Annotated in this window: 19 protein-coding genes; 14 read left to right on the top strand and 5 right to left on the bottom strand. The window is 63.2% G+C overall.

Annotation, left to right across the window (positions count from 1 at the left end; translation table 11 throughout):
• Positions 1-3 precede the first annotated feature (3 nt).
• The 6 genes from IAG25_RS02425 to IAG25_RS02400 are packed head-to-tail and all read left to right on the top strand — an operon-like array spanning position 4 to position 6,407.
• Positions 4-762 carry an enoyl-CoA hydratase/isomerase family protein gene (locus tag IAG25_RS02425; protein ID WP_187603349.1) on the top strand — a complete coding sequence of 253 codons (759 nt, stop codon included), beginning with the start codon at positions 4-6 and terminating at the stop codon, positions 760-762.
• A 3-nt stretch (positions 763-765) separates the two neighbouring features.
• A complete protein-coding gene (locus IAG25_RS02420; protein WP_187603348.1) occupies positions 766-1,584 on the top strand; it encodes an aldo/keto reductase in 819 nt (272 codons plus the stop codon).
• A 33-nt stretch (positions 1,585-1,617) separates the two neighbouring features.
• Positions 1,618-2,082: a MaoC family dehydratase gene (locus tag IAG25_RS02415; protein WP_187603347.1), complete on the top strand. Its 465-nt coding sequence runs from the start codon at positions 1,618-1,620 to the stop codon at positions 2,080-2,082.
• Position 2,083: 1 nt separating this feature from the next.
• Entirely contained in the window at positions 2,084-3,631 is a 1,548-nt protein-coding gene (locus IAG25_RS02410; RefSeq protein WP_187603346.1) for a CoA-transferase, read from the top strand.
• 12 nt (positions 3,632-3,643) lie between these two features.
• On the top strand, positions 3,644-4,804 hold the full coding sequence (locus IAG25_RS02405) for an acyl-CoA dehydrogenase family protein (RefSeq protein WP_187603345.1): 1,161 nt from the start codon (positions 3,644-3,646) through the stop codon (positions 4,802-4,804).
• 13 nt (positions 4,805-4,817) lie between these two features.
• On the top strand, positions 4,818-6,407 hold the full coding sequence (locus tag IAG25_RS02400) for an acyl CoA:acetate/3-ketoacid CoA transferase (RefSeq protein WP_187603344.1): 1,590 nt from the start codon (positions 4,818-4,820) through the stop codon (positions 6,405-6,407).
• A gap of 12 nt (positions 6,408-6,419) precedes the next feature.
• Here IAG25_RS02400 and IAG25_RS02395 read toward each other — a convergent pair whose 3' ends face one another.
• Genes IAG25_RS02395 through IAG25_RS42085 form a run of 3 tightly spaced genes read right to left on the bottom strand, consistent with a single transcriptional unit; the run spans position 6,420 to position 9,177 of the window.
• A complete protein-coding gene (locus tag IAG25_RS02395) occupies positions 6,420-7,265 on the bottom strand; it encodes a sugar phosphate isomerase/epimerase family protein (RefSeq protein WP_187603343.1) in 846 nt (281 codons plus the stop codon).
• 8 nt (positions 7,266-7,273) lie between these two features.
• Complete coding sequence (locus IAG25_RS02390) at positions 7,274-8,041, bottom strand: 3-ketoacyl-ACP reductase (RefSeq protein ID WP_187603342.1); 768 nt, start codon at positions 8,039-8,041, stop codon at positions 7,274-7,276.
• Positions 8,042-8,043: 2 nt separating this feature from the next.
• Positions 8,044-9,177, bottom strand: coding sequence for an acyl-CoA dehydrogenase family protein (locus tag IAG25_RS42085; protein WP_187603341.1), 1,134 nt, complete (start codon positions 9,175-9,177; stop codon positions 8,044-8,046).
• 555 nt (positions 9,178-9,732) lie between these two features.
• Here IAG25_RS42085 and IAG25_RS02380 point away from each other — a divergent pair.
• The 7 genes from IAG25_RS02380 to IAG25_RS02350 all read left to right on the top strand — a co-directional run bounded on the left by IAG25_RS02380 (position 9,733) and on the right by IAG25_RS02350 (position 16,038).
• On the top strand, positions 9,733-10,824 hold the full coding sequence (locus IAG25_RS02380) for an ABC transporter ATP-binding protein (protein ID WP_187603340.1): 1,092 nt from the start codon (positions 9,733-9,735) through the stop codon (positions 10,822-10,824).
• Positions 10,811-11,935, top strand: a complete 1,125-nt coding sequence (locus IAG25_RS02375) for an ABC transporter ATP-binding protein (protein ID WP_187603339.1) — start codon at positions 10,811-10,813, stop codon at positions 11,933-11,935. The genes IAG25_RS02380 and IAG25_RS02375 overlap by 14 nt, the downstream gene beginning before the upstream one ends.
• Complete coding sequence (locus tag IAG25_RS02370; protein ID WP_187603338.1) at positions 11,932-12,828, top strand: carbohydrate ABC transporter permease; 897 nt, start codon at positions 11,932-11,934, stop codon at positions 12,826-12,828. Before IAG25_RS02375 ends, IAG25_RS02370 begins: the two co-directional genes overlap by 4 nt.
• A complete protein-coding gene (locus IAG25_RS02365; RefSeq protein WP_061173924.1) occupies positions 12,818-13,630 on the top strand; it encodes a carbohydrate ABC transporter permease in 813 nt (270 codons plus the stop codon). Before IAG25_RS02370 ends, IAG25_RS02365 begins: the two co-directional genes overlap by 11 nt.
• Entirely contained in the window at positions 13,630-13,911 is a 282-nt protein-coding gene (locus IAG25_RS02360; protein WP_187603337.1) for a DUF2160 domain-containing protein, read from the top strand. Before IAG25_RS02365 ends, IAG25_RS02360 begins: the two co-directional genes overlap by 1 nt.
• 102 nt (positions 13,912-14,013) lie before the next feature.
• On the top strand, positions 14,014-15,753 hold the full coding sequence (locus IAG25_RS02355; protein WP_187603336.1) for an ABC transporter substrate-binding protein: 1,740 nt from the start codon (positions 14,014-14,016) through the stop codon (positions 15,751-15,753).
• Positions 15,754-15,795: 42 nt separating this feature from the next.
• Positions 15,796-16,038 (top strand): hypothetical protein, encoded by a 243-nt coding sequence (locus IAG25_RS02350; protein WP_187603335.1) that lies wholly within the window; start codon positions 15,796-15,798, stop codon positions 16,036-16,038.
• Between the two features lie 226 nt (positions 16,039-16,264).
• On the opposite strand, the gene IAG25_RS02345 is transcribed toward IAG25_RS02350, so the two are convergent.
• Both IAG25_RS02345 and IAG25_RS02340 read right to left on the bottom strand, forming a co-directional pair.
• Positions 16,265-17,515: an MFS transporter gene (locus IAG25_RS02345; protein ID WP_187603334.1), complete on the bottom strand. Its 1,251-nt coding sequence runs from the start codon at positions 17,513-17,515 to the stop codon at positions 16,265-16,267.
• 106 nt (positions 17,516-17,621) lie between these two features.
• A complete protein-coding gene (locus IAG25_RS02340; RefSeq protein ID WP_187603717.1) occupies positions 17,622-18,833 on the bottom strand; it encodes a DUF2252 family protein in 1,212 nt (403 codons plus the stop codon).
• Positions 18,834-19,515: 682 nt separating this feature from the next.
• On the opposite strand from IAG25_RS02340, the gene IAG25_RS02335 reads away from it, so the two are divergent.
• Positions 19,516-20,754, top strand: coding sequence for a Gfo/Idh/MocA family protein (locus IAG25_RS02335; RefSeq protein ID WP_187603333.1), 1,239 nt, complete (start codon positions 19,516-19,518; stop codon positions 20,752-20,754).
• Positions 20,755-20,983 lie beyond the last annotated feature (229 nt).

The following is a 20,983-nucleotide window of genomic DNA, read 5'->3' as shown; positions in this document are numbered from 1 at the left end:
TCGATGGGACAACTTATCGCGCGCCGCGACGGCGCCGTGCTCACGTTGGAGCTGTGCAATCCGCGCAAGGCGAACGCGCTCGATTTCACGATACTCGCCGCGCTCGACGAGCAGATTGCGCACATCGAAGAAGACGAACGCATTCGCGCCGTCGTGCTGCGCGGCACCGAAGGCGGCGCGTTCAGTTCGGGCGCGGACATCCGCGAATGGTCCGCGCTGGAGCCGGAGGTGTTCGCGCGCAAATGGGTCGGCGAAGGCAACGAAACGTTCCGGCGCTTCGAGCGCCTGCGCTGCCCGAGCGTCGCGCTGATCGAAGGATTGTGCTTCGGCGGCGGGCTGGAGCTTGCGCTGTGCTGCGATCTGCGGCTCGCCACGAGCGCCGCGCGGCTGCGCTTTCCGGAAGTGGCCATCGGCGCGATTCCCGGCTGGGAAGGCGGCGACCGCCTGCAGCGCATCGCGGGGCGCGCGCGCGCGCTCGAAGCCGTGCTGCTGTCGCGCGAGATCGATGCGCCGACCGCGCTGCAATGGGGCGTCCTCAATGCCGTCTGCGCGCCTCAAGCCGCCGGCGCACACCTCGCCGACTGGACCGCGCGGCTGTGCGAGGTGTCGCCGCGCGCTGCCGCCTCCGCCAAGGCGCTGATTCTCGATGATGCCAAGGACGCGCGCATCGCCTATCCGCAAGCCGCGCTCGACGTGCGCAACAGCGCCGACGCGCAACGCGGCATCGACGCCTTCTTCGCTAAAACCACCGCTGTCTTCTAAACCATGAACGTTCTCTTCCAGCGCACGCATCAACGCTCGTTCGGCACGTGGCCGCTACAGGGCCGGCAACTGCACGACGCCCTCGCCGCCGCCATCGAAACGGGTTATCGCGCGATCGACACCGCGCAGCTCTACGACAACGAAATCGGCGTAGGCTCGGCGCTGCGTGCGATCGGCGTGCCGCGCGACGAGTTGTACATCACCACGAAAATCGCGCCCGCCAACGATTCCGACGAACGCTTCATGCCGACGCTGCGCGAAAGCCTCGACAAGCTGAAGGTCGAACAGGTCGACATGCTCCTGCTGCACTGGCCGCCCGCCGATGGCGATGTCGGGCCTTCGGTGCGAAGGCTCGAGCAGGCGCAGCGCGCGGGACTGACGCGGCATATCGGCGTGAGCAACTTCACCGCCGCGATGATGCGCGCCGCCCGCGCCGCGACGGCGCTGCCGCTCGTCACGAATCAGGTCGAGTTTCATCCGCTGCTGGACCAGCGCATCTTGCTGCGCGCCGCGACCGAAACCGGCATTCCGCTGTCCTCGTATTGCTCGGTCGCGCGCGGCGAAGTCTTCAAGTATCCGCTGTTCGGCGAGATCGGCGCGCAATACGGCAGGAGCGCCGCGCAGGTCGTGCTGCGCTGGATTCTCCAGAAAGGCGTGCCGATCAACACCATGTCCACGCAGCGCAAGAACATCGAGGCCAATTTCCACGTGATGGACTTCACGCTGTCGAGCGTCGACATGGAACGCATCGACGCGCTGAACGCGACGAATCACCGCATCGTCAATCGGGATCGGGTGCCGCATGCGCCGGAATTCGACTGACTGCGACGCAGGATAGCCGACAAGGACAACGACATGAGCCATTCCCTGCTTTACGAGGAGATCGAACCGGGTCTCGCCTTCGCGACATCGGGCATCGTGGTGACGGAAAGCCACGTGGTGCAGTTCGCAGGCATTTCGGGCGATTTCTTCGATGTCCACATGGACGACGAATTCGCGCGCGGCGTCGGCTTTTCGGGGCGCGTCGCGCATGGCCTCTTGTGCCTCGCGATGGTCGACGGCCTGAAGAATCGCGCGGCCACGCGCTTGGCCGCCGTCGCGACGCTCGAATGGACGTATCGCTTTCACAAGCCGGTGCTGATCGGCGACAGGATTCAGGGGCGCATCGCCGTGCTCGACAAGCGGCCGACGCGGCGCGGCGATCGCGGCATCGTGCGTCTGCAGGTGGAAGTGCGCAACCAGGACGGCGTGCTGATCCAGGACGGCATCAATGTGCTGATGGTCCGCACGGGCGCGCGGACGGGCCACGAGGAACAATGAAATGAAACGTGCAAACCTGACTGATCCGGACGTCATGGCCGCCGCGATCTTCGATGGCGCGGTCGTCGTATTGAGCGGCTCGGGCGGCGGTCTGGTCGAACCCGATCACATCACGTCGGCCATCGAGCGGCGCTTTCTCACGACCGGGCATCCGCGCGATCTCACGCTGATTCACGGACTCGGCATCGGCGACGGGCTCTTTAGCGGCGTAAGCCGCTTCGCGCACGAAGGCATGGTGAAGCGCGTCGTCGGCGGCCACTGGACCTGGTCCAAGCCGATGCAGAAGCTCGCCCGCGAAGAGCGCGTCGAAGCGTACACCATGCCCGCAGGCGTCATTCAGACGCTGATCCGCGAAGCGGGCGCGGGGCGGCATGGACTGGTGACGCACATCGGTCTGGACACGTTCGCCGATCCGCGTCACGGCGGCGGCCGCGTCAACGCCCGCGCACGCGACGATCTCGTCGAAGTCATCACGCTCGGCGGCAAGGAACTGCTCTGGTACAAGCCTTTCGAGATCGATTTCGCGATCGTGCGCGGCACGACTGCGGACATGCAGGGCAATCTCACGTCACGCGAGGAACCCGCCGACATCGATGCGTTCGCCGCCGCGCTTGCCGCGCACAATGGCGGCGGCCGCGTGTTCGCGCAGGTCCGCGACGTATCGGCGGCGCCGATCACGCCCGCGCGCGCGGTGACGGTGCCGGGCGTGCTCGTCGATGACATCTGCGTCCACGCCGAACAGAAGCAGACGACCGGCGCAGCCTACGATCCCGCCATCAGCGGCGAGCTGCCCGCGCCGGACATGCGCACGCCGCCCGCCTTGCCGCAGGGCATCCGCTACATCATCGCGAAGCGCGCCGCGCAAGAGCTGGTGCCGGGCGCGTGCGTCAACTTCGGGTACGGCCTGCCCGACGGCATTCCGGCCGTGGCGCACGCAGCGGGCGTCGATATCAGCTGGACGGTCATCGAGCAGGGCTCCCACAATGGCGAGCTTCTCGGCGGCGATTTGTTCGGCGCGACGCGCCATGCGAGCGCCATCCTCAAGTCCAACGACCAGTTCGATTTCTTCAGCGGCGGCGGCATCGACATCGCCTTTCTGGGCATGGGCGAACTGGATGCGCAAGGCAACGTCAACGTGTCGTGGCTCGGTGAGAACATCGTCGGGCCGGGCGGCTTTGTGGATATCACGCAGCGCACGCGCAAGGTCGTGTTTTGCGGCACGTTCGAAGCGAAGGGACTGGACGTGGAACTCGCGGACGGACAGGTGCATATCCGCCGCCACGGCGCGGTGCCGAAGCTCGTGCCGCAGGTGCGCCACATCACGTTCAGCGGCAGGCGGGCGCGCGCCGACGGCCAGCAGGTGATCTACATCACCGAGCGCGCCGTGTTCGAACTCGCCGCCGAGGGCTTGCGGCTGATCGAAGTCGCGCCGGGCGTGGACCTCGTGCGCGACGTGCTCGAGCGCATGCCGTTCGAAGTGGCGCTGCATCCGTCGCTGCGCGAGCGCGCGGAGCAGGCGTCGCACGCGGCGGCTTCCAGCGAAGGCTGACCGGAGATATCGATGGATTTCACGCTCGGCGACACGCAGAAGATGATGGTCGAGACGGCGCGGCGCTTCGTGCGCGCCGAGTTGCAGCCGCTCGAACAACAAGTGGAAGACGAAGGCGCGCTGCCGCGCGACATCGCGCGGGGTTTGCAAAACCGCGCCCGCGCGCTCGGGCTGTACGCAGTCAACATGCCCGCCGAACTGGGCGGCGGCGGCCTGAATACCGTCGATTCGATGCTCTGCGAGGAGCAGTTCGGCCATAGCTCGGACATTCTCGTGCGGCGCGCGTTCGGCAACGTCTACGACGCGCTGCTCGCCTGCGAAGGCGAACAGATCGACCGCTGGCTCAGGCCATCGGTCGAGGGCGAGCGCACGTGCGGGCTCGCGATCACCGAAACGGGCGCGGGTTCGGATGCACAGGGCATCAGAACCACTGCGCGCAAGACGGCGTCCGGCTGGGTGCTCAACGGCAGCAAGCACTTCATCAGCGATGCGCAATGGAGCGACTTCTTCCTCGTCTCGGCGCGCACCGGCGAAAAGGAAATCTCGTTGTTCGCGGTGGACAAGAACCTGCCCGGCTTCACGCTCGGCAAGGATCAGCAGATGATGGGCCTGCGCGGCACGCCGCATCACGAACTCTTCTTCGACGATGTCCCGCTGGAACCGATGGCGCTCATCGGAAACCAGGGCGAAGGCTTCAGACTGGCGATGAACATGCTCGGCCGCGTGCGTCTCGCGCTGATCGGCGCGCGCGGCATCGGCAAGGCCACGCACGTCCTGGAGATGATGATCGGGTATGCGGGCGAGCGGCGGCAGTTCGGCACGCGCATCGGCGACTTTCAGATGATCCAGCAACTCATCGCCGACAGCGTCATGGAGATCAGCGCGGCGCGTCTCATGCTGCTCAACACCGCCGCGATGATGGACGCCGGGCAGGACGCGCGCGCGTGGATCTCGATGGTCAAGGTGCAGGCGTCGGAAACGCTCGGCCGCGTGGTGGACCGCGCGGTGCAGGTGTTCGGCGGCATGGGCTTCTGCAAGGAGCTGGCCATCGAACGTTACTACCGCGATGCGCGCGTCTATCGCATCTTCGACGGGACGTCGGAGATTCATCGCGGCATCATCGCGCGTCATGCGATGAAGCGCGGCGCGGCGTTGTTCGATCTTCACCGCTAGGACGGACATCGCCATGAGCAAGGTCATTTCCGCAGACGCAGCCGCGCAACTGCTTCACGACGGCGACATTGTCAGCATCAGTTCGTCCAGCGGCCTGGGTTGTCCCGACAAGGTGCTGGCGGCCATCGGCGCGCGCTTCGAGCGCGAGGGACGGCCGCGCGGCATCACGACGCTGAATCCGATCGCGGCGGGCGACATGTACGGCGTAAAGGGCATCGATCATCTCGCGCGGCGCGGGCTGCTCGCGCGCACGCTGGCCGGATCGTATCCGAGCGGGCCGTCGTCGCTGCCGATGCCCAACGTATGGCGCATGATCGTCGACAACGAGATCGAGGCGTACAACGTTCCGAGCGGCATCCTCTTCGACATGCACCGTGACGCCGCCGCGCGCCGCCCCGGCGTGCTGACGAAGGTCGGCATGGGCACGTTCGTCGATCCCGAACTGCAAGGCTGCGCGATGAACGCCGCCGCGCGCGCGAAGCCGATCGTGCGCAAGGTCTCGTTCGATGGCGGCGACTGGCTGTATTTCCCGGCCATCGCGCCGCGCGTGGCGATCATTCGCGCGACCACCGCCGACGAAGCCGGCAATCTCTCATACGAGCACGAAGGCGCGCTTCTGGGCGGCATCGATCAGGCACTGGCCGCGCGCAACAGCGGCGGCATCGTGATCGCGCAGGTCAAGCGCGTGGCGAGGTCCGGCACGCTGCGGCCGCAGGACGTGCGCGTGCCGTGCAATCTGGTCGATTACATCGTCGTCGATGCGGATCAGTGGCAGACCACGCAAACGCCGTACGATCCCGCCATCAGCGGCGAAGTCTCGTTGCCGATGAGTGCGTTCGACAGCACGCCCTGGGGCCCGGAAAAGGTCATCGCCCGCCGCGCCGCGATGGAACTCGCACACGGCTACGCGGCCAATCTCGGCTTCGGCATTTCGGCGAATGTGCCGCGCATTCTGCTGGAAGAAGGACTGCATGGCGAGGTGACGTGGGCGATCGAACAGGGCGCGGTCGGTGGCGTGCCCTTGCTCGGATTCGCGTTCGGTTGCGCGTCGAACGCGGATGCCATCGTGGCGTCGCCGAATCAGTTCACGTATTTTCAGGGCGGCGGATTCGATATCGCGCTGCTGTCCTTTCTTCAGGTCGATGGCGACGGCAGCGTGAACGTGTCGCGGCTCGCATCGAAGCCGTATCTGACTGCCGGTTGCGGCGGCTTCGTCGATATCACCGCGCATGCGAAACGCATCGTGTTTTCGGGCTTCTTCACGGCCGGCGCGAAACTCGATGTGGGCGGCGGCACGCTTTCGATTCTCGCGGAAGGCCGCACGCGCAAGTTCGTGCAAACGACCGAACAGATCACCTTCAGCGGCCGTATCGGACGCGAGCGCGGGCAGCGCGTGACGTACGTGACGGAGCGCTGCGTCATCGAGTCGAGGGACGATGGCCTGACCGTGTGTGAAATCGCGCCCGGCGTGGACCTGCGACGCGACATTCTCGATCAGGCGGAGATCGCGCTGAAGGTCGCGCCCGATCTCCGCACAATGAGCACCGCGCTCTTCACCGATGCGCCGTTCGGACTCCGGCTCAAGCCGCGCGAGCGCTCGTAGAACTGAGCAGCATCAGCAGCACGCGAACAGGCGCTCGCGGCAGATGCGTAAGGTCTCGTCGGCGGGGCGCGCCCACCAGTCGAGCCGCGAGAAGATCTCCACTTCGACGGGACCGTCGAAACCGGCGCTTTCTACCGCCGCACGCAGACGGCGAAGGTCGATCACGCCATCGCCCATCATGCCGCGGTCCTGAAGCGGATCGCGCGTTTCGACGAGCCAGTCGCAGACGTGCAGCGCGAGTATGCGCCCCGCCGCCCGCGCGATGGCCGGCATCAGCGCCGGGTCCCACCACACGTGATAAGCGTCGATGGCTACGCCGAAATGTCCCTCGCGCGACGGATCGAGCGTGTCGCACCAGTCGAGCGCCTGATCGAGCGTGTTGAGCAGGCTGCGGTCGGCGGCATAGACGGGATGCAGCGGCTCCAGCGCGATGCGCACGCCCGTCTCCTGCATGGTCGGCTGCAACGCGGCGAGGCCGTCGAGAATTTGCGCGCGTGCATCGTCGATATCGCGCGAACCGGGCGGCAGACCGCCCACCACCGCGACCAGCACCGGCGCGCCGAGCACGGCGGCGGTTTCCAGCGCGCGGCGGTTGGAATCAATCGCCGCGCGACGCCCCGCCGCGTCGTTCGCCGCGAAAAACGCGGTGCGGCAATACGCGTTGACCTTGAGGCCCGCGGCGCGAATGGCGCTGGCTGCGGCCTGCGGCTTGGTCTCGTCGATTTCCTGACGCCACGGCGTGATCCAGCCGAAACCTTGCCCGGCGATGCGCGCGGCCGTCATCTCGATCGGCTCGCGGTAACCCAGCGTGCCGGTATTGATGCAGCAGAGATCGCCGCGTCCGTTCAAGTTGCGCATGGTGTTCCTCAGAAGCGCTGAATCATCAGCCCACCATCGACGCGCACTTCCTGCGCCACCGTGTACGGCAGCAGTCCCGCCGCCATGGTGCGGATCACGCGCGCCACGTCTTCGGGCTGGCCCCAGCGCGGCGTGGCGGTCATGCCTTCGGCGATCAGCGCATCGTACTTGCCCTTCGACGGCGCGGTCATCTCCGTGAGGATGAGTCCGGGCTGCACCTCGAATACGCCGATGCCATGCGACGCCAGCCGCAGCGCGAACAGACGCGCGGCCATCGACGAGGCGCTTTTGGACATGCAGTATTCGCCGCGTTCGACACTCGCCACCACCGCATTCGACGATGTCACGAACACGATGCTGCGCGCGCCTTCGGCGGCCGGCGCTTGCGCTGTCATCGACCTGGCGACGGCCTGCGTCAGAAAGAACGTGCCGCGCGTGTTGATGTCGAAGCAGCGGTCGTAGCTTTGCGCGTTCACGTCGAGCAGATCTCCGCGGCTTAGCACGGACACACCCGCGTTGTTCACCAGGCAGTCGATGTCGCCGAGGCGCTCGTTGATCGCGGCGAGCACGCGGGCGTGCGCGTCGATATCGCCGATATCGAGATCGAAGCTCGCGCAACGGCGCCCGAGCGCTTCGACTTCGGCTTCCAGCGCGCGCAGCCGGTCGGCGTCGTTCAAGGCGATGGCGGCGATATCGAAGCCTTCGGCGGCGAGCGAGAGCGCGACGGCGCGCCCGATCCCGCGCGAGGCGCCGGTGACGATTGCGGTTCTGCTCATGGTCATGCCTTCAGCAATTGACGCGCGATGATGATCCGCTGAATCTGGTTCGTGCCTTCGTAGATTTGCGTGATCTTGGCGTCGCGATAGAGACGTTCGACTTCATAGCCGCGAATGTAGCCACTGCCGCCGAAAATCTGGATGGCGTTGCTCGTGTGCTGCACGGCGGCGTCCCCGGCGAAGCATTTCGCCATCGACGCGGCGACGGTCGCCTCGACGCCCGAATCCATTTTCGATGCCGCGGAGCGCACGAGCAGGCGCGCCGCTTCCGTGTCCTTGGCCATGTCGGCGAGAATGAACTGGATGGCCTGAAACTCGGCGATCGGCTGGCCGAACTGCCTGCGCATCTTCGCCTGTTCGATGCCCGCCTCCAGCGCCGCCTGCATGATGCCTACGGCCAGCGCGCCGATGCCCACACGTCCTTTTTCGAGCACGCTCATCATCATGTGAAAGCCGCGCCCTTCAGTGCCGAGCAGTGCGTCGGCGGGAAGTTTCACATCGTCGAAATGCAGTTCCCCTACCTGCGATGCGCGCTGCCCGAACTTGTGCTCTTTCGGCCCGCGCGATACGCCCTTCGACGCGCAATCCACGATGAAGATGCTCATGCCGCGTTTGCCCGCGTCGGGGTCGGTGCGTGCAAGCACGAGGGCCACGTCCGCGACGGGCGCGTTGTGTATCCACAGTTTCGAGCCGCTGAGCGACCAGCCGTCGCCATCGCGCACGGCCGTGGTCTTCACGCCGGATACATCGCTCCCCGCCCCGGCCTCGGTGATGCAGTACGCGCCCTTCGATTCCGCGCGCACCAGCGAGCCGAGCCAGCGGTCGATCTGCGCGGGCGTACCGTGCTTGCCGAGCAGCGTGCCGAGCAGTTCGACCAGCCCGCACTGATCCGCCACCGACGAATAGCCGCGGCTCAGCTCTTCCATGACGATTGAATACGCGAGGCAGTCGAGCCCCGCGCCGCCCATCGACTCGGGCACGGTGATGCCAAAGAGGCCGGTCTCGCCCATCTGCCGGTATATCTCGGCCGGAAAGCACTCTTCGCGGTCCAGCCGCTCTGCTTCGGGCCGGATAACTTCGTTGGAGAAGCGCCGGGCCATGTCCGCGACTTGCTGATGCTCGGTGGAAAGAATCACCTCGTCTCCCTTGGTTATGCGCGGTGTTCGCTGTGCTGACGTGACGTTACTTTATGCCTGTTAGATCGATCTAGCAAGCAGGTCGTGGAGGAGGTGTTGGATGTAGGACTGGGTCGAGAATCGGTCTTTTTAAACGCCGGCTGACAGCGACTTTCAGCCCTCCGAGTATCTTTGCGATACAGAAAATCGTATTAACAAAACTCGGTGCTGCCATCCTATTTAGCCTCCCTGGATTGCATCCACCCCTGCTCTGCCGTTTTTTCCCGGTCCGCGTGCTCCGCAGGTAGCAGGTCAGACGCCCTTTGCATGATCGTCGCCGTCGCGTGTCGGCAATCAAGTCAACGCTGGATCTCAACCAATCTCGTCGCGATTTCCCCCCAACCCGCCGAGGATGCTCTCTATTTCATCCTGTCGTAAGGTTTACCCCGATTTAAACGCAAACCAACAAAAGGGACATTTTGCCTGCTGCATGTAATCCAAGTGCAATCCAATTGACGCCACCTTAAAGCGCCGGCTTCTGCGGCTGGCGTCGCGCACGCCGCAAAGGAGAGCGATTTGGTCCTGGAACTGGAGCGAGTCAGTGTCGTTTCTGGCGGGCAACCGTATCTGTACGGCGTGGATTTGCGCCTCGTCCCAGGCGCCATCAATGTGCTTCTCGGACCCACCCAGGCCGGCAAAACCACGCTGATGCGCGTGATGGCGGGTCTGGACAGGCCGAACGGCGGCCGAGTGCTCGTCGACGGCCAGGACGTGACAGGCGTCAGCGTGCGCCAGCGCAATCTCGCGATGGTCTATCAGCAGTTCATCAACTACCCGGCGATGACGGTTTCCGAGAACATCGCCTCGCCTTTGCGCCTGCAAAAAACCGACCCTGCCGAAATCCGCCGGCGCGTGCAGGAGGTCGCCGCCAAACTGCATATCGACCATTTGCTGGAGCGGCGGCCAGGTGAACTGTCGGGCGGCCAGCAGCAGCGCTGCGCGCTCGCGCGTGCGCTCGTGAAGCGCACGTCGCTGGTGCTGCTCGACGAGCCGCTCGTGAATCTCGATTACAAATTGCGCGAGGAATTGCGCATGGAACTGGCGACGCTTTTCGCTGACGGCAAGACGACCGTCGTCTACGCGACCACGGAGCCTCTCGAAGCGCTACTGCTCGGCGGCTATACGGCAATCGTCGACAAAGGCCGGGTTCTGCAGTTCGGTCCGACTCTCGATGTGTATAACGCGCCGGTCAACATCGCGGCCGCGGCCGTCTTCAACGACCCGCCGATGAACATGCTGACGAGCGACTGCGGCAACGGCCGCGCGCGTCTGCCGATCGGCGTGGAGGTTCCAGTCCAGAACGGTCCCGCTGCGAACGGCGCATGCCGCATCGGCATCCGGCCGGGACACCTGCGTCTTCAGGCGAAGGCCTCTAATGCGATCGCTGTTCCGTGCCGGCTCGAACTCGCTGAGCTGAGCGGCTCGGAAACCTACCTGCACTTGCGCACGCTGACCGGCGCGGTCGACCTGGTCGCGCAGTTGCAGGGCGTGCATCAGATCGAGCTCGGCACGCAACTCGACGTTTTCATCGACCCTGACGAACTGTTTGTGTTCGGCGCGGACACCCAACTGGTGTCCAGCCCGGAGGCGGCTTATGGCGTGCATTGAGTTCCAGAACCTCGCGCACGCATACGGACCGAGCCCCGCGACGCTCGACGACTACGCGCTTCAACCCATGAGCATGGTCTGGGATTCCGGCGGCGCTTATGCGTTGCTCGGGCCATCGGGTTGCGGCAAGACCACGCTGCTGAACATCGTGTCGGGGCTCGTCAGGCCGTCGGAGGGCAAGGTGCTGTTCGACGGACGCGACGTGACGGCGCTCGGCGCGCGCCAGCGCAACATCGCCCAGGTGTTCCAGTTCCCCGTGGTCTACGACACGATGACCGTGTTCGACAACCTCGCGTTTCCGCTGCGCAATCGCAAGATGTCAGCCGCCGAGGTCACGAAGCGCGTGCACGAAGTCGCGGATATTCTCGATATGACGCACGACCTGCCGAACAAGGCGAGCAATCTGGCCGCCGACGCCAAGCAGAAAATCTCGCTCGGGCGCGGCCTCGTGCGAAAGGACGTCGCGGCGATTCTCTTTGACGAACCGTTGACCGTGATCGATCCCGCGATGAAGTGGATCCTGCGCCGGCAGTTGAAGAAGATCCACCAGCAACTCAAGCTCACGCTTATCTACGTGACGCACGATCAGGTAGAGGCGCTGACTTTCGCCGATGAAGTCGTGGTCATGACAAATGGCCGCGTCGTTCAGAAGGGCGGAGCCGATGCGCTTTTTCTGCGGCCCGATCACGCTTTTGTTGGCTACTTCATCGGCAGTCCGGGCATGAATCTCTGTCCGATCGAGCTCGATGCCGACGGCGCAAAAATCGGCTCGCAGCGCTTGCCGCTCGACGCCGGCACGCTTGCGACGCTACGTGCCGCGCATCAGCAGGCAAACGGCGCGCTTAAACTGGGGATTCGCCCGGAATTCGTCCGCCTTTCGCAGGAAGGAGGAGCCGGCGCGGTCAACGCGCGGGTGCTGCGCGCGCAGCAGCTCGGCAACTATCAACTGGTTACCGCGCAATGCGACGGCAATGTGTTTAATGCGAGGCTCGAGCCGCATGTGCGGATTGTCGACGGACCCGCCTGGCTGCATCTCATTGCGCCTGAAACCGTGTTCTTCTGCAACGACGAAAGAATCGAGACACGCATCTCCGATGGGGCCGCGCGATGAACAAGCCCGTCAATCAGAAAGCGTGGTTGCTGGTCATTCCGGTGTTCATCTGCGTCGCTTTCTCCACGATCCTGCCGCTAATGACGGTGGTCAACTATTCGGTGCAGGACATCATCGGCCCGACGCAGCATGTGTTCGTCGGTACGGAGTGGTTTCGCAACATCATGACCGATCCGGATTTGCGCGAAGCGCTCGGCAGACAGGTCATTTTCTCCGCGTGCGTTCTGCTGTTTGAGATTCCATTGGGCGTGGGCCTCGCACTTTCGATGCCGGCTTCGGGATGGCGCGCATCGGCCACGCTCGTCGTGCTTGCCATGCCGTTGCTGATTCCATGGAACGTGGTGGGCACGATCTGGCAGATCTTCGGGCGCCCGGACATCGGACTGCTCGGTTACTGGCTCAATAGTCTTGGCTTCGACTACAACTACACGGCGAGTCCCACGGCCGCATGGCTCACCGTGCTGGTGATGGACATCTGGCACTGGACCCCGCTCGTCGCGCTGCTCTGCTATGCGGGCTTGCGCGCGATTCCGGACGCCTTCTATCAGGCTGCGGAAATAGATGGCGCAAGCCGTTTTGCGGTATTCCGCTACATCGAATTGCCGAAGATGCGCGGCGTGCTGATGATCGCCGTGCTGCTGCGCTTCATGGACAGCTTCATGATCTATACCGAGCCGTTCGTGCTGACAGGCGGCGGTCCCGGCGATTCCACAACCTTCCTCAGTCAGTATCTGACACAAAAAGCGGTCGGCCAATTCGATCTTGGCCCGGCCGCGGCTTTCTCGCTGATCTATTTCCTGATCATTCTGCTGCTGTGCTTCATTCTCTATAACTGGATGAGCCGCGTGGGCAAAGGTGGCCCCGCCGCGCAAGGAGATGACCATGCAGGATAAGCGCCGCTGGATGCGGACGTTGATGCTCGTCGTCTATATGCTGTTCGCGCTGATTCCGCTTTACTGGATGTTCTCGATCTCCCTGCGCACAAACGAGGAGACCATGTCGACGTTCGCCACGCTGCCGCAGCACGTGACGTTCGAAAACTACAAGGTGATCTTCACGGATCCTTCGTGGTACTGGGGCTACATCAATTCGATCATCTACGTGCTGATGAACACGGTGATGTCGGTGCTGGTCGCGCTGCCTGCCGCGTACGCGTTCTCACGTTATCGATTTCTCGGCGACAAGCACATGTTCTTCTGGCTGCTCACCAACCGCATGACGCCGCCCGCCGTATTCTTGCTGCCGTTTTTCCAGCTCTATTCGAGCGTCGGCCTGACCGACACTTACATTGCCGTCGCACTTGCGCACATGCTGTTTAACGTGCCGCTTGCCGTGTGGATTCTCGAAGGCTTCATGTCGGGCGTCTCGCGCGAAATCGACGAAACCGCGTACATAGACGGCTACACGTTTCCCGCTTTCTTCGTGAAGATCTTCCTGCCGCTCATCAAATCGGGCGTCGGCGTCACGGCTTTTTTCTGCTTCATGTTCAGCTGGGTCGAACTGCTGCTCGCGCGCACGCTGACGTCGGTCAACGCGAAACCTATCGCGGCCGTGATGACGCGCACCGTGTCGGCGGCCGGCATGGACTGGGGCGTGCTGTCGGCGGCGGGCGTGCTGACCATCGTTCCCGGCGCGCTGGTGATCTACTTCGTGCGCAACTACATCGCGAAGGGTTTCGCGATGGGGAGAGTGTGATGTTCACGTGGATGTACTGGACGCCCGAGGTGGCGATCTTCTTCGGTTGCATCGTCGTTATGCTGGGTGGCATGACGGTATGGGAACTGCGCTCGCCGACTCATGAACGCAAGGGCTTTCTGCCTATCGCGACGACTCGCGGTGATCGCCTGTTCATCGGCCTGCTGACTGCCGCGTTTGTGAATCTCGCGTGGCTCGCGATCAGCGCCGAGGGCTCGAGTTCCTGGCCGGGCTTCGCAGCCTCGGTGCTGGTGTTGCTCGCGATCATGTGGAAGGGCTAGAAAGCCGACGCATGCAATGAAGACTGGCAACTTCCGGTTCCGCTGATGCCCCCAGCGGGTGCCGGCAAGATCGAAGGGGCACGAAAGACACAGGAGAAGACCATGCATCAGAGGAGACGGATCGTCGCGCTGGCAGTGGCAAGCATCGTGTCTGGTGCCTTCGCGAACCAGGCTTTGGCGGGCACGCCTGAGGCGCAGAAATGGGTGGATAGCGAGTTTCAACCAAGCACGCTTTCGAAGCAGCAACAGATGGACGAGATGAAATGGTTCATCGACACCGCGGCGAAACTCAAATCGCAAGGCGTCAAGGAGGTTCACGTAGTATCGGAAACGATCGACACGCATACCTACGAGTCCAAAACGCTTGCCACCGCGTTCAGTGAAATCACCGGCATTCAGGTGAAGCACGACATCATTCAGGAAGGGGACGTCGTCGAGAAATTGCAGACCTCGATGCAATCCGGGCAAAGCATTTACGACGGCTGGATCTCGGACTCGGACCTGATCGGCACGCACTATCGCTATGGCGTGATCGTTCCGCTATCCGATTACATGACAGGCGAAGGCAAGGAATATACGAACCCCGGTCTTGACCTGAAAGACTTTATCGGCACGAGTTTTACGACCGCGCCGGACAAAAAGCTTTATCAGCTTCCCGATCAGCAGTTCGCGAACCTTTACTGGTTCCGCGCGGACTGGTTCGCACGCAAGGACTTGCAGGACAAGTTCAAGGCGAAATATGGCTACGATCTCGGCGTGCCGGTCAACTGGTCCGCGTATGAAGACATCGCCGAGTTCTTTACGAACGACGTGAAAACCATCGACGGAGAAAAAGTCTACGGTCATATGGATTACGGCAAGAAAGACCCGTCGCTCGGCTGGCGCTTCACGGACGCATGGCTTTCCATGGCGGGCGAAGCCGACAAGGGCATTCCGAATGGCATGCCCGTCGACGAATGGGGCATTCGCGTGACGCCTGACGGCTGTCATGCGGTAGGCGCGTCGGTGTCGCGCGGCGGTGGCACTAACAGCCCGGCAGCGGTCTATGCAACGACCAAATACATCAACTGGCTGAAGAAATACGCGCCGCCAGAAGCGTCGGGCATGACCTTCAGCGAAGCGGGCCCTGTGCCCGCGCAAGGCCGGATCGCGCAACAGGTGTTCTGGTACACCGCGTTCACGGCGTCGATGCTCAAGCCGGGCAACGTCACGAATGCGGACGGCACGCCGAAGTGGCGCATGGCGCCGTCCCCGCACGGCGCTTACTGGAAGGACGGCATGCAAAACGGCTATCAGGACGTCGGCTCGTGGACGTTCTTCAAGTCGACGCCGCCGAATCAGCGCGCCGCCGCGTGGCTGTACGCGCAGTTCGTGACGTCGAAGAGCGTGTCGCTCAAGAAGTCGATTGTCGGCCTCACGTTCATTCGCGATTCTGACATTCATAGCGACTACTTCACGAAAAACGCGGACAAGTACGGCGGCCTGATCGAGTTCTATCGCAGCCCGGCGCGCGTCGCGTGGACGCCGACCGGCAACAACGTGCCCGACTATCCGAAGATGGCGCAACTCTGGTGGAAGAACGTCGGCACCGCCGTCGCCGGCGAAAAAACGCCTCAGGCTGCAATGGATAACCTCGCGAAGGAAATGGACCAGGTGTTGTCCCGTTTGCAGCGGGCCGGCATGAAGGTTTGCGCGCCGGAGCTGAATGCGCAAAGCGATCCGTCCAAGTGGCTGTCGGACCAACACGCGCCGTGGAAGGCGCTCGCCAACGAAAAACCGAAGGGCGAAACAGTGAAGTATGAGCAACTGCTGTCGGCGTGGAAGGCGGGCAAGGTGCGGTAAGTCATCCGACGGCGCTCGGCGCTTATGAAAAGGCGGCACTTGATGGTGCCGCCGTTTTTTTTATCGCGTCCTGTCGACGAATTGCATCCGCAGCAGCGCGGCGCCTACGTCGAGACGCTACTTGCCAGCCGACGTTACATGCAGCGTATCTCCGGGCAGATCCACGGGTTGACTGGTACCGAAGGAAGGACCGATCTTCGACCTGCTCTACCCTTCTCGAAACAATTTTCCGGCGCCGTGCATTGCTCTCTTTCACAGGGCACGAGCGAAGGTGGTAGCTATTGAAGGTCTGCCGCTGGCGCAGCATGTGGATTGGCCCGCCTTCGTAGCGTAGTACCGCATCGGAGTCGTCAAAGTCTGAGGTCTTTAGCCGCGTCGCGTTCGTGCGTTCGTGCGTTCGTGCCGAAGCGTCAGTACATGCTTGCACACCGATGAGCGAATCGCGCGGCGCCCGGCTCTCGATTCGAGGATGAAGGGCGTCACGCCAGCGCTTGCGTCGCCGACGGCCGACCTACCGAAGCCATCCAGCCCGCGCTGCACGGAGTGCCAATAGGCCGTTACCAGCGATGCCAGTCAAGCCCAACAGCATCAGCGCTCCGGTCGGTCCGATCGCCGCTGCAAGTGCGCCGGCCAGAAGCGTTCCGATTGGCCAACATCCGATTCCCACAGTCACGAGGCCGAAGACACGGCTGCGCATGGCACCGGGCACGGACTCGATCACGATGGTCGTCTGATGAATGTTGTATGCGGCGCTCCCGAGTCCGCCGATGAAGAGCACAAGCAGCAGCAACGCAACCGGGCATTGGTATGAGCTCGCGAATCCGGCAACCGCTATCGCCAGAAACAGGAGGATCGATCCCGACAGCAACCAGCGAAGAGAGTGCCGGCGCATCCGAGCGCTTCCTATCACCGCGCCGGCGACAAAGGAACCCGCCGGTTCCGCAGAGGACAGCACGCCAATCATCAAGGCCGACAGGTTGAAGGTCTCCCTTCCGAGAGGCGTCAGCAGAACGTTGTAGCTGTAACCGCACAAGTTCGTGATAACCGTCACGGTAAGAAGCGCCATGATCGTTCTGCTGTCGCGCGCATAACGCCCTGCTTCGACGAGATCTCCGCAAATCCGGGACAAGGAAAGCCGCCCGGTCGACACTTGCACGGTATCGAGTCGGTAAATGAGCGCGGCGGCGCAAAGAGAAGCCGCCGCAGAGAGAAAGTACGATGTAGCGACCCCGAGCGCTCCGTAGATCCAGCCTCCCAGCAACGGGCCGATGCATCGCGTCGCATAGTTGGTCATGCTGTCGATGGCGACCGCGCGAGACGCCTTCGCGGTACCTGCCGTCTCGGCGATCATGCGCCGTCGTGCAGGCATCTCGGTGGCATAGACGACACCGCTTACGAACGCGGCAGCGCAAAGTTGCCACGTAGACAGCGCGCCGAGGAACGACAAGACCGCGACTGTCGTCGACGAAGCGCTCGCCAGTAGCAATCCGAAAAACACGATCTTCTTCCGGTCCACTGCCTCGGCGACCACGCCCATGACCGCTCCGCTTAGAAGAAGCGGCAGACTTCGGCAGGCAGAGACCACCGCAACGTCCACGGCGGAGTTCGTCGCCTTGAAGGTGAACAGCGCGGCGGCCAGCATTTCGAGCCACATCATCGAGGTCGACACCGCTCCGGCGGTCCAGAGCGGCATGAAGCCTTTTGCGCGCATCACGCTTATCGAACGCAGCGAACGCCCCACGGTCATTTGATCGTCTTCCATGTCGCGCGAAGATCGCGAGTCTGTTGCGCAACCAGAAAAGCCAGGCATGCCTCCGAGCACGCACAGCGGGCGCGACCGCATCGAGTAATCGGATTGAATCGTACGGTCAAGTTCCGGTCGCGTAACGCCGACAATGCTCGAGGTACCCCGCTTCATGGTTGCTCACCAATTGGACGATGCTGTTCCAAAGCCATAGCGGCGCGTCGATGGTCTTCGATCGATTGCGACCGAGTTCCGCTCGCCACTCCCGCTTCGTTGCGTCGTCCATCTGCCGCGCGTGTGCCTTACCTACGACAGCCGCGAGATAGTGCGCGACGTGCATCGCGTCATCCTTGCCGAGTTCCTCGATCTCGAGCTTCATGTCCTGCGGCAACAACTCGCGGATAACGACGCCGCGATCGAGCAGGCGCGCTGCGCGCATTCGCTCACCGAGATACGGCGAGAGGTTTCGGGCACCTTCAAGGACACGCAACGCGTTGTCGCGCGGCATCGCCACATCATCATAACGGGGCGCCGCGGGCTTCACGCCTTCCTTGATGTCCATCAGACACAGGTCGTCGCCTTCCACGACGCCACCATCGACATCGAGCAGGACCGCATAGCGCAGACGGCCGAGGGAGCTGCAACCCTTCACCCAATACGCCGCGTCCAGCACGACAACCTCGCCCGAGTCTTTGCGACCCTTCAGGCTGGTCGGCAGACTCGCAATGTCTTCGTCGGCGAAAAGCGCTTCGATCGCCTTTCGCTCGTCTCTGGCAAGAGGCCAGAATCGCTTTCCCAGGGGAATCGCCGGATGCAGATCGTCGATGCGCTCACGCGCGAGATGCTGCCACGACCGGCGCACGGCTTCCTTCATCGTTACGTGAACGGGTTCAGGACGTTTGATGTCAATGACCTCACCTGCGAACGCCGATTCATATCCGGCAGCCAGCGCCTCGATCATTCGCACGACGTTCAGGCCGGACAATGAGGACCCGCGCGCAGCCGTCGCGAGCGACAATCCCAGGCGGACGACGTCATGCACGGGATTGCCGATCACCGTCTGATCGAGGTCGCGAATCTGGATCTCCACTTTGCCTTTCGCATTGGCGATCGGCCCGAGATTGCCGGTGTGGCAGTCGCCGCAAATCCAGATCGCCGGGCCGTGAGGCAGCGAATCTCCGTTCGCTTCGATCACCCACTCGTAAAATCGTTCTGTATTGCCCCTGACGTATGCGTGCGGCGAGCGTGCCATCTTGCAACGGCGCAGTTCGTTGAGAAGCGCCTGTCGGTCATCGGGCGCGGGCATCCGCTTGTTCGTTTCGCTGTTCTTGGTCATGTTGTTTGCCGTGGGTGACTGATCAGCAGAGCAGGAGCTGTGCCGTTGTCTTCCAAACGGCTTACGCGGTCGGCAAAGTGCCCGGTGATGCTCTCCAAATTTCCCCCGACCTGTTCCAGTGCGAACGACAGCCTCGACAACGACTGCAACTGACGTAAATCTGCCTCGATGCCGGAAATAGCGGCCGCGATGTCGGACCGGATAGCCGCGGACGCATCGTTCAGCGGCCCGAGAAAACGTTCTGCCGTTGGCAGCGGTCCGCCGCCGCGCATCCACGCAGCCAGTGCTCGCAGATAGTCGCTCGCGTAATCGCGTACCCGCGTACTCGCTCGATCGCGACGCGAGCGGCTCTCTCCTTCGCTTTCAGCCCGCCGCATTGCGATTGCCCCATGTGATCGAGCAGCGCCGAGCGACGATCGGGTCTCGAAGCGCGCACGCACGCGCCGTCGAGGACGACATGGAAGAGTTCGGTTCCCCAAAAAAACTCGCCTCACCCGCAGTCGACGAGCCGACGGCACGGTCAATGCTGACACTGTCTCAACGCCGCGACGGCCGATTTCCACCGGACGGCCCTGCCGCATCACGCCTGTCCCTGGAGCCTCCGATGCCTGTCCGCAACGACCCCACGCTTGCTGAATCCCAATCGACTTCCACTCCGCCAGAAACCGGGCGGCGCTCGTTCTTGTTACGCGGAAGCGCGGGCATCGCGGTTGCGCTCACCGCCGCTTCGGCCGGCAGCGCGTGGTCCTCCGGTCCGTCGGGCTCCGACGCCAATCAAGTCAAGCTCCCGCTGATTCAGGATCCGAACACCGAGCAGAAGGAAGAGACGCCGGACGCCAACCTGCCGCCCGACGATCGCATCGGTTATGCGATCGTCGGACTCGGTCGACTGTCGCTCAATCAGATCCTGCCCGCGCTCGCGCAGTGCAAATACTCGAAGGTCTCCGCGCTGGTTTCGGGCGATCGCACGAAGGCGCTGCGCGTCGCGCACCAGTACGGCGTGCCGGAGGCTGACGTCCACGACTATCCGAGTTTCGAGCGCCTCGCCGACAACCCGCGCGTGCAGGTCGTCTACATCGTCTTACCCAACGGCATGCACAAGGAATTCACGTTGCGTGCCGCGAAGATCGGCAAGCACGTGCTCTGCGAAAAGCCCATGGCGAACAGCGTCGCCGATTGCCAGGTAATGGTCGACGCGATGAAGCGCGCGAACCGCAAACTCATGATCGCATATCGCAGCCAATACGAGCCGATGGATCGCATGATCGCGAAGATGGTGAAGGACAGGCAACTTGGGCCGCTGCGCGAGTTCATCGCGGGCAATTCACAGAACGTCGGCGATCCGTCGCAATGGCGATTGAACAAAGCGCTGGCGGGCGGCGGTGCATTGCCCGATATCGGGCTTTACTGCCTGAATGCAGCGCGCTTTCTCTCCGGCGAGGAGCCGCAGGAAGTCATCGCGACGGTGTATCGGCCGGAGTCCGATCCGCGCTTTGTCGAAGTGGAGGCGTCCGTGCACTTCATCCTGCGATTTCCAAGCGGACTGACGGCGACGTGCATGTCGAGCTATGCAAGTCACGAGTCGCGTTTCTTCAGGCTGCAGGGCGCGCAGGGCTGGGTGGAGATGGATCCGGCGTTCGGCTACAACGGATTGCGCATGCGGCACGGCACATTGCTGGACGGCAAGAGCGCGACCACCGAAGTGCAGATCGATCCGCAGAATCAGTTCGCGCGCGAGATCGATCACATGTCGGTGTGCGTGAAAGATGACATCGTGCCGCACACACCGGGCGAAGAAGGCTTACAGGATCAGCGGATCATCGAGGCGATCTACGAGTCCGCGCGCACCGGCCGCGCAATCCGGCTCGCCGCGCCCGCAGTCCCGACACGCGGCCCCGATCCGCAGATGGAAGAGTTTTGAGCAGTTCTGCGATTCATCCTTCGTGCGGACGAGGACACATCCGGGATCATCCATCACGCTGCGAATGACGTCTTCCTGGCCTGCTCGCAGATTCGGAAAACCGAAGACGCGTCGCAGCGCAATTTCCAGTTCCCGGTCGAGCGGCTTGCGCGCGGGCCTCATAGTCGGTTGCATACGAGTCGATCGTTCGAGGTTGTACCAGGCTCGAGCATTAGACGAGCAGACGCAA

The sequence above is a fragment of the Caballeronia sp. EK genome (assembly GCF_014384845.1).
GTDB lineage: Bacteria > Pseudomonadota > Gammaproteobacteria > Burkholderiales > Burkholderiaceae > Caballeronia > Caballeronia jiangsuensis.
Note: the sequence above shows the minus strand (reverse complement) of the source record. Positions and strands in the feature narration are given on the sequence as shown.

Bases quoted from the DNA above. Each gene is read 5' to 3' on its own strand.
- IAG25_RS02425 (WP_187603349.1), top strand. From the start codon at position 4: ATGGGACAACTTATCGCGCGCCGCGACGGCGCCGTGCTCACGTTGGAG.
- IAG25_RS02420 (WP_187603348.1), top strand. From the start codon at position 766: ATGAACGTTCTCTTCCAGCGCACGCATCAACGCTCGTTCGGCACGTGG.
- IAG25_RS02415 (WP_187603347.1), top strand. From the start codon at position 1,618: ATGAGCCATTCCCTGCTTTACGAGGAGATCGAACCGGGTCTCGCCTTC.
- IAG25_RS02410 (WP_187603346.1), top strand. From the start codon at position 2,084: ATGAAACGTGCAAACCTGACTGATCCGGACGTCATGGCCGCCGCGATC.
- IAG25_RS02405 (WP_187603345.1), top strand. From the start codon at position 3,644: ATGGATTTCACGCTCGGCGACACGCAGAAGATGATGGTCGAGACGGCG.
- IAG25_RS02400 (WP_187603344.1), top strand. From the start codon at position 4,818: ATGAGCAAGGTCATTTCCGCAGACGCAGCCGCGCAACTGCTTCACGAC.
- IAG25_RS02395 (WP_187603343.1), bottom strand. From the start codon at position 7,265: ATGCGCAACTTGAACGGACGCGGCGATCTCTGCTGCATCAATACCGGC.
- IAG25_RS02390 (WP_187603342.1), bottom strand. From the start codon at position 8,041: ATGAGCAGAACCGCAATCGTCACCGGCGCCTCGCGCGGGATCGGGCGC.
- IAG25_RS02375 (WP_187603339.1), top strand. From the start codon at position 10,811: ATGGCGTGCATTGAGTTCCAGAACCTCGCGCACGCATACGGACCGAGC.
- IAG25_RS02370 (WP_187603338.1), top strand. From the start codon at position 11,932: ATGAACAAGCCCGTCAATCAGAAAGCGTGGTTGCTGGTCATTCCGGTG.
- IAG25_RS02365 (WP_061173924.1), top strand. From the start codon at position 12,818: ATGCAGGATAAGCGCCGCTGGATGCGGACGTTGATGCTCGTCGTCTAT.
- IAG25_RS02360 (WP_187603337.1), top strand. From the start codon at position 13,630: ATGTTCACGTGGATGTACTGGACGCCCGAGGTGGCGATCTTCTTCGGT.
- IAG25_RS02355 (WP_187603336.1), top strand. From the start codon at position 14,014: ATGCATCAGAGGAGACGGATCGTCGCGCTGGCAGTGGCAAGCATCGTG.
- IAG25_RS02350 (WP_187603335.1), top strand. From the start codon at position 15,796: ATGGTGCCGCCGTTTTTTTTATCGCGTCCTGTCGACGAATTGCATCCG.
- IAG25_RS02345 (WP_187603334.1), bottom strand. From the start codon at position 17,515: ATGGAAGACGATCAAATGACCGTGGGGCGTTCGCTGCGTTCGATAAGC.
- IAG25_RS02340 (WP_187603717.1), bottom strand. From the start codon at position 18,833: ATGACCAAGAACAGCGAAACGAACAAGCGGATGCCCGCGCCCGATGAC.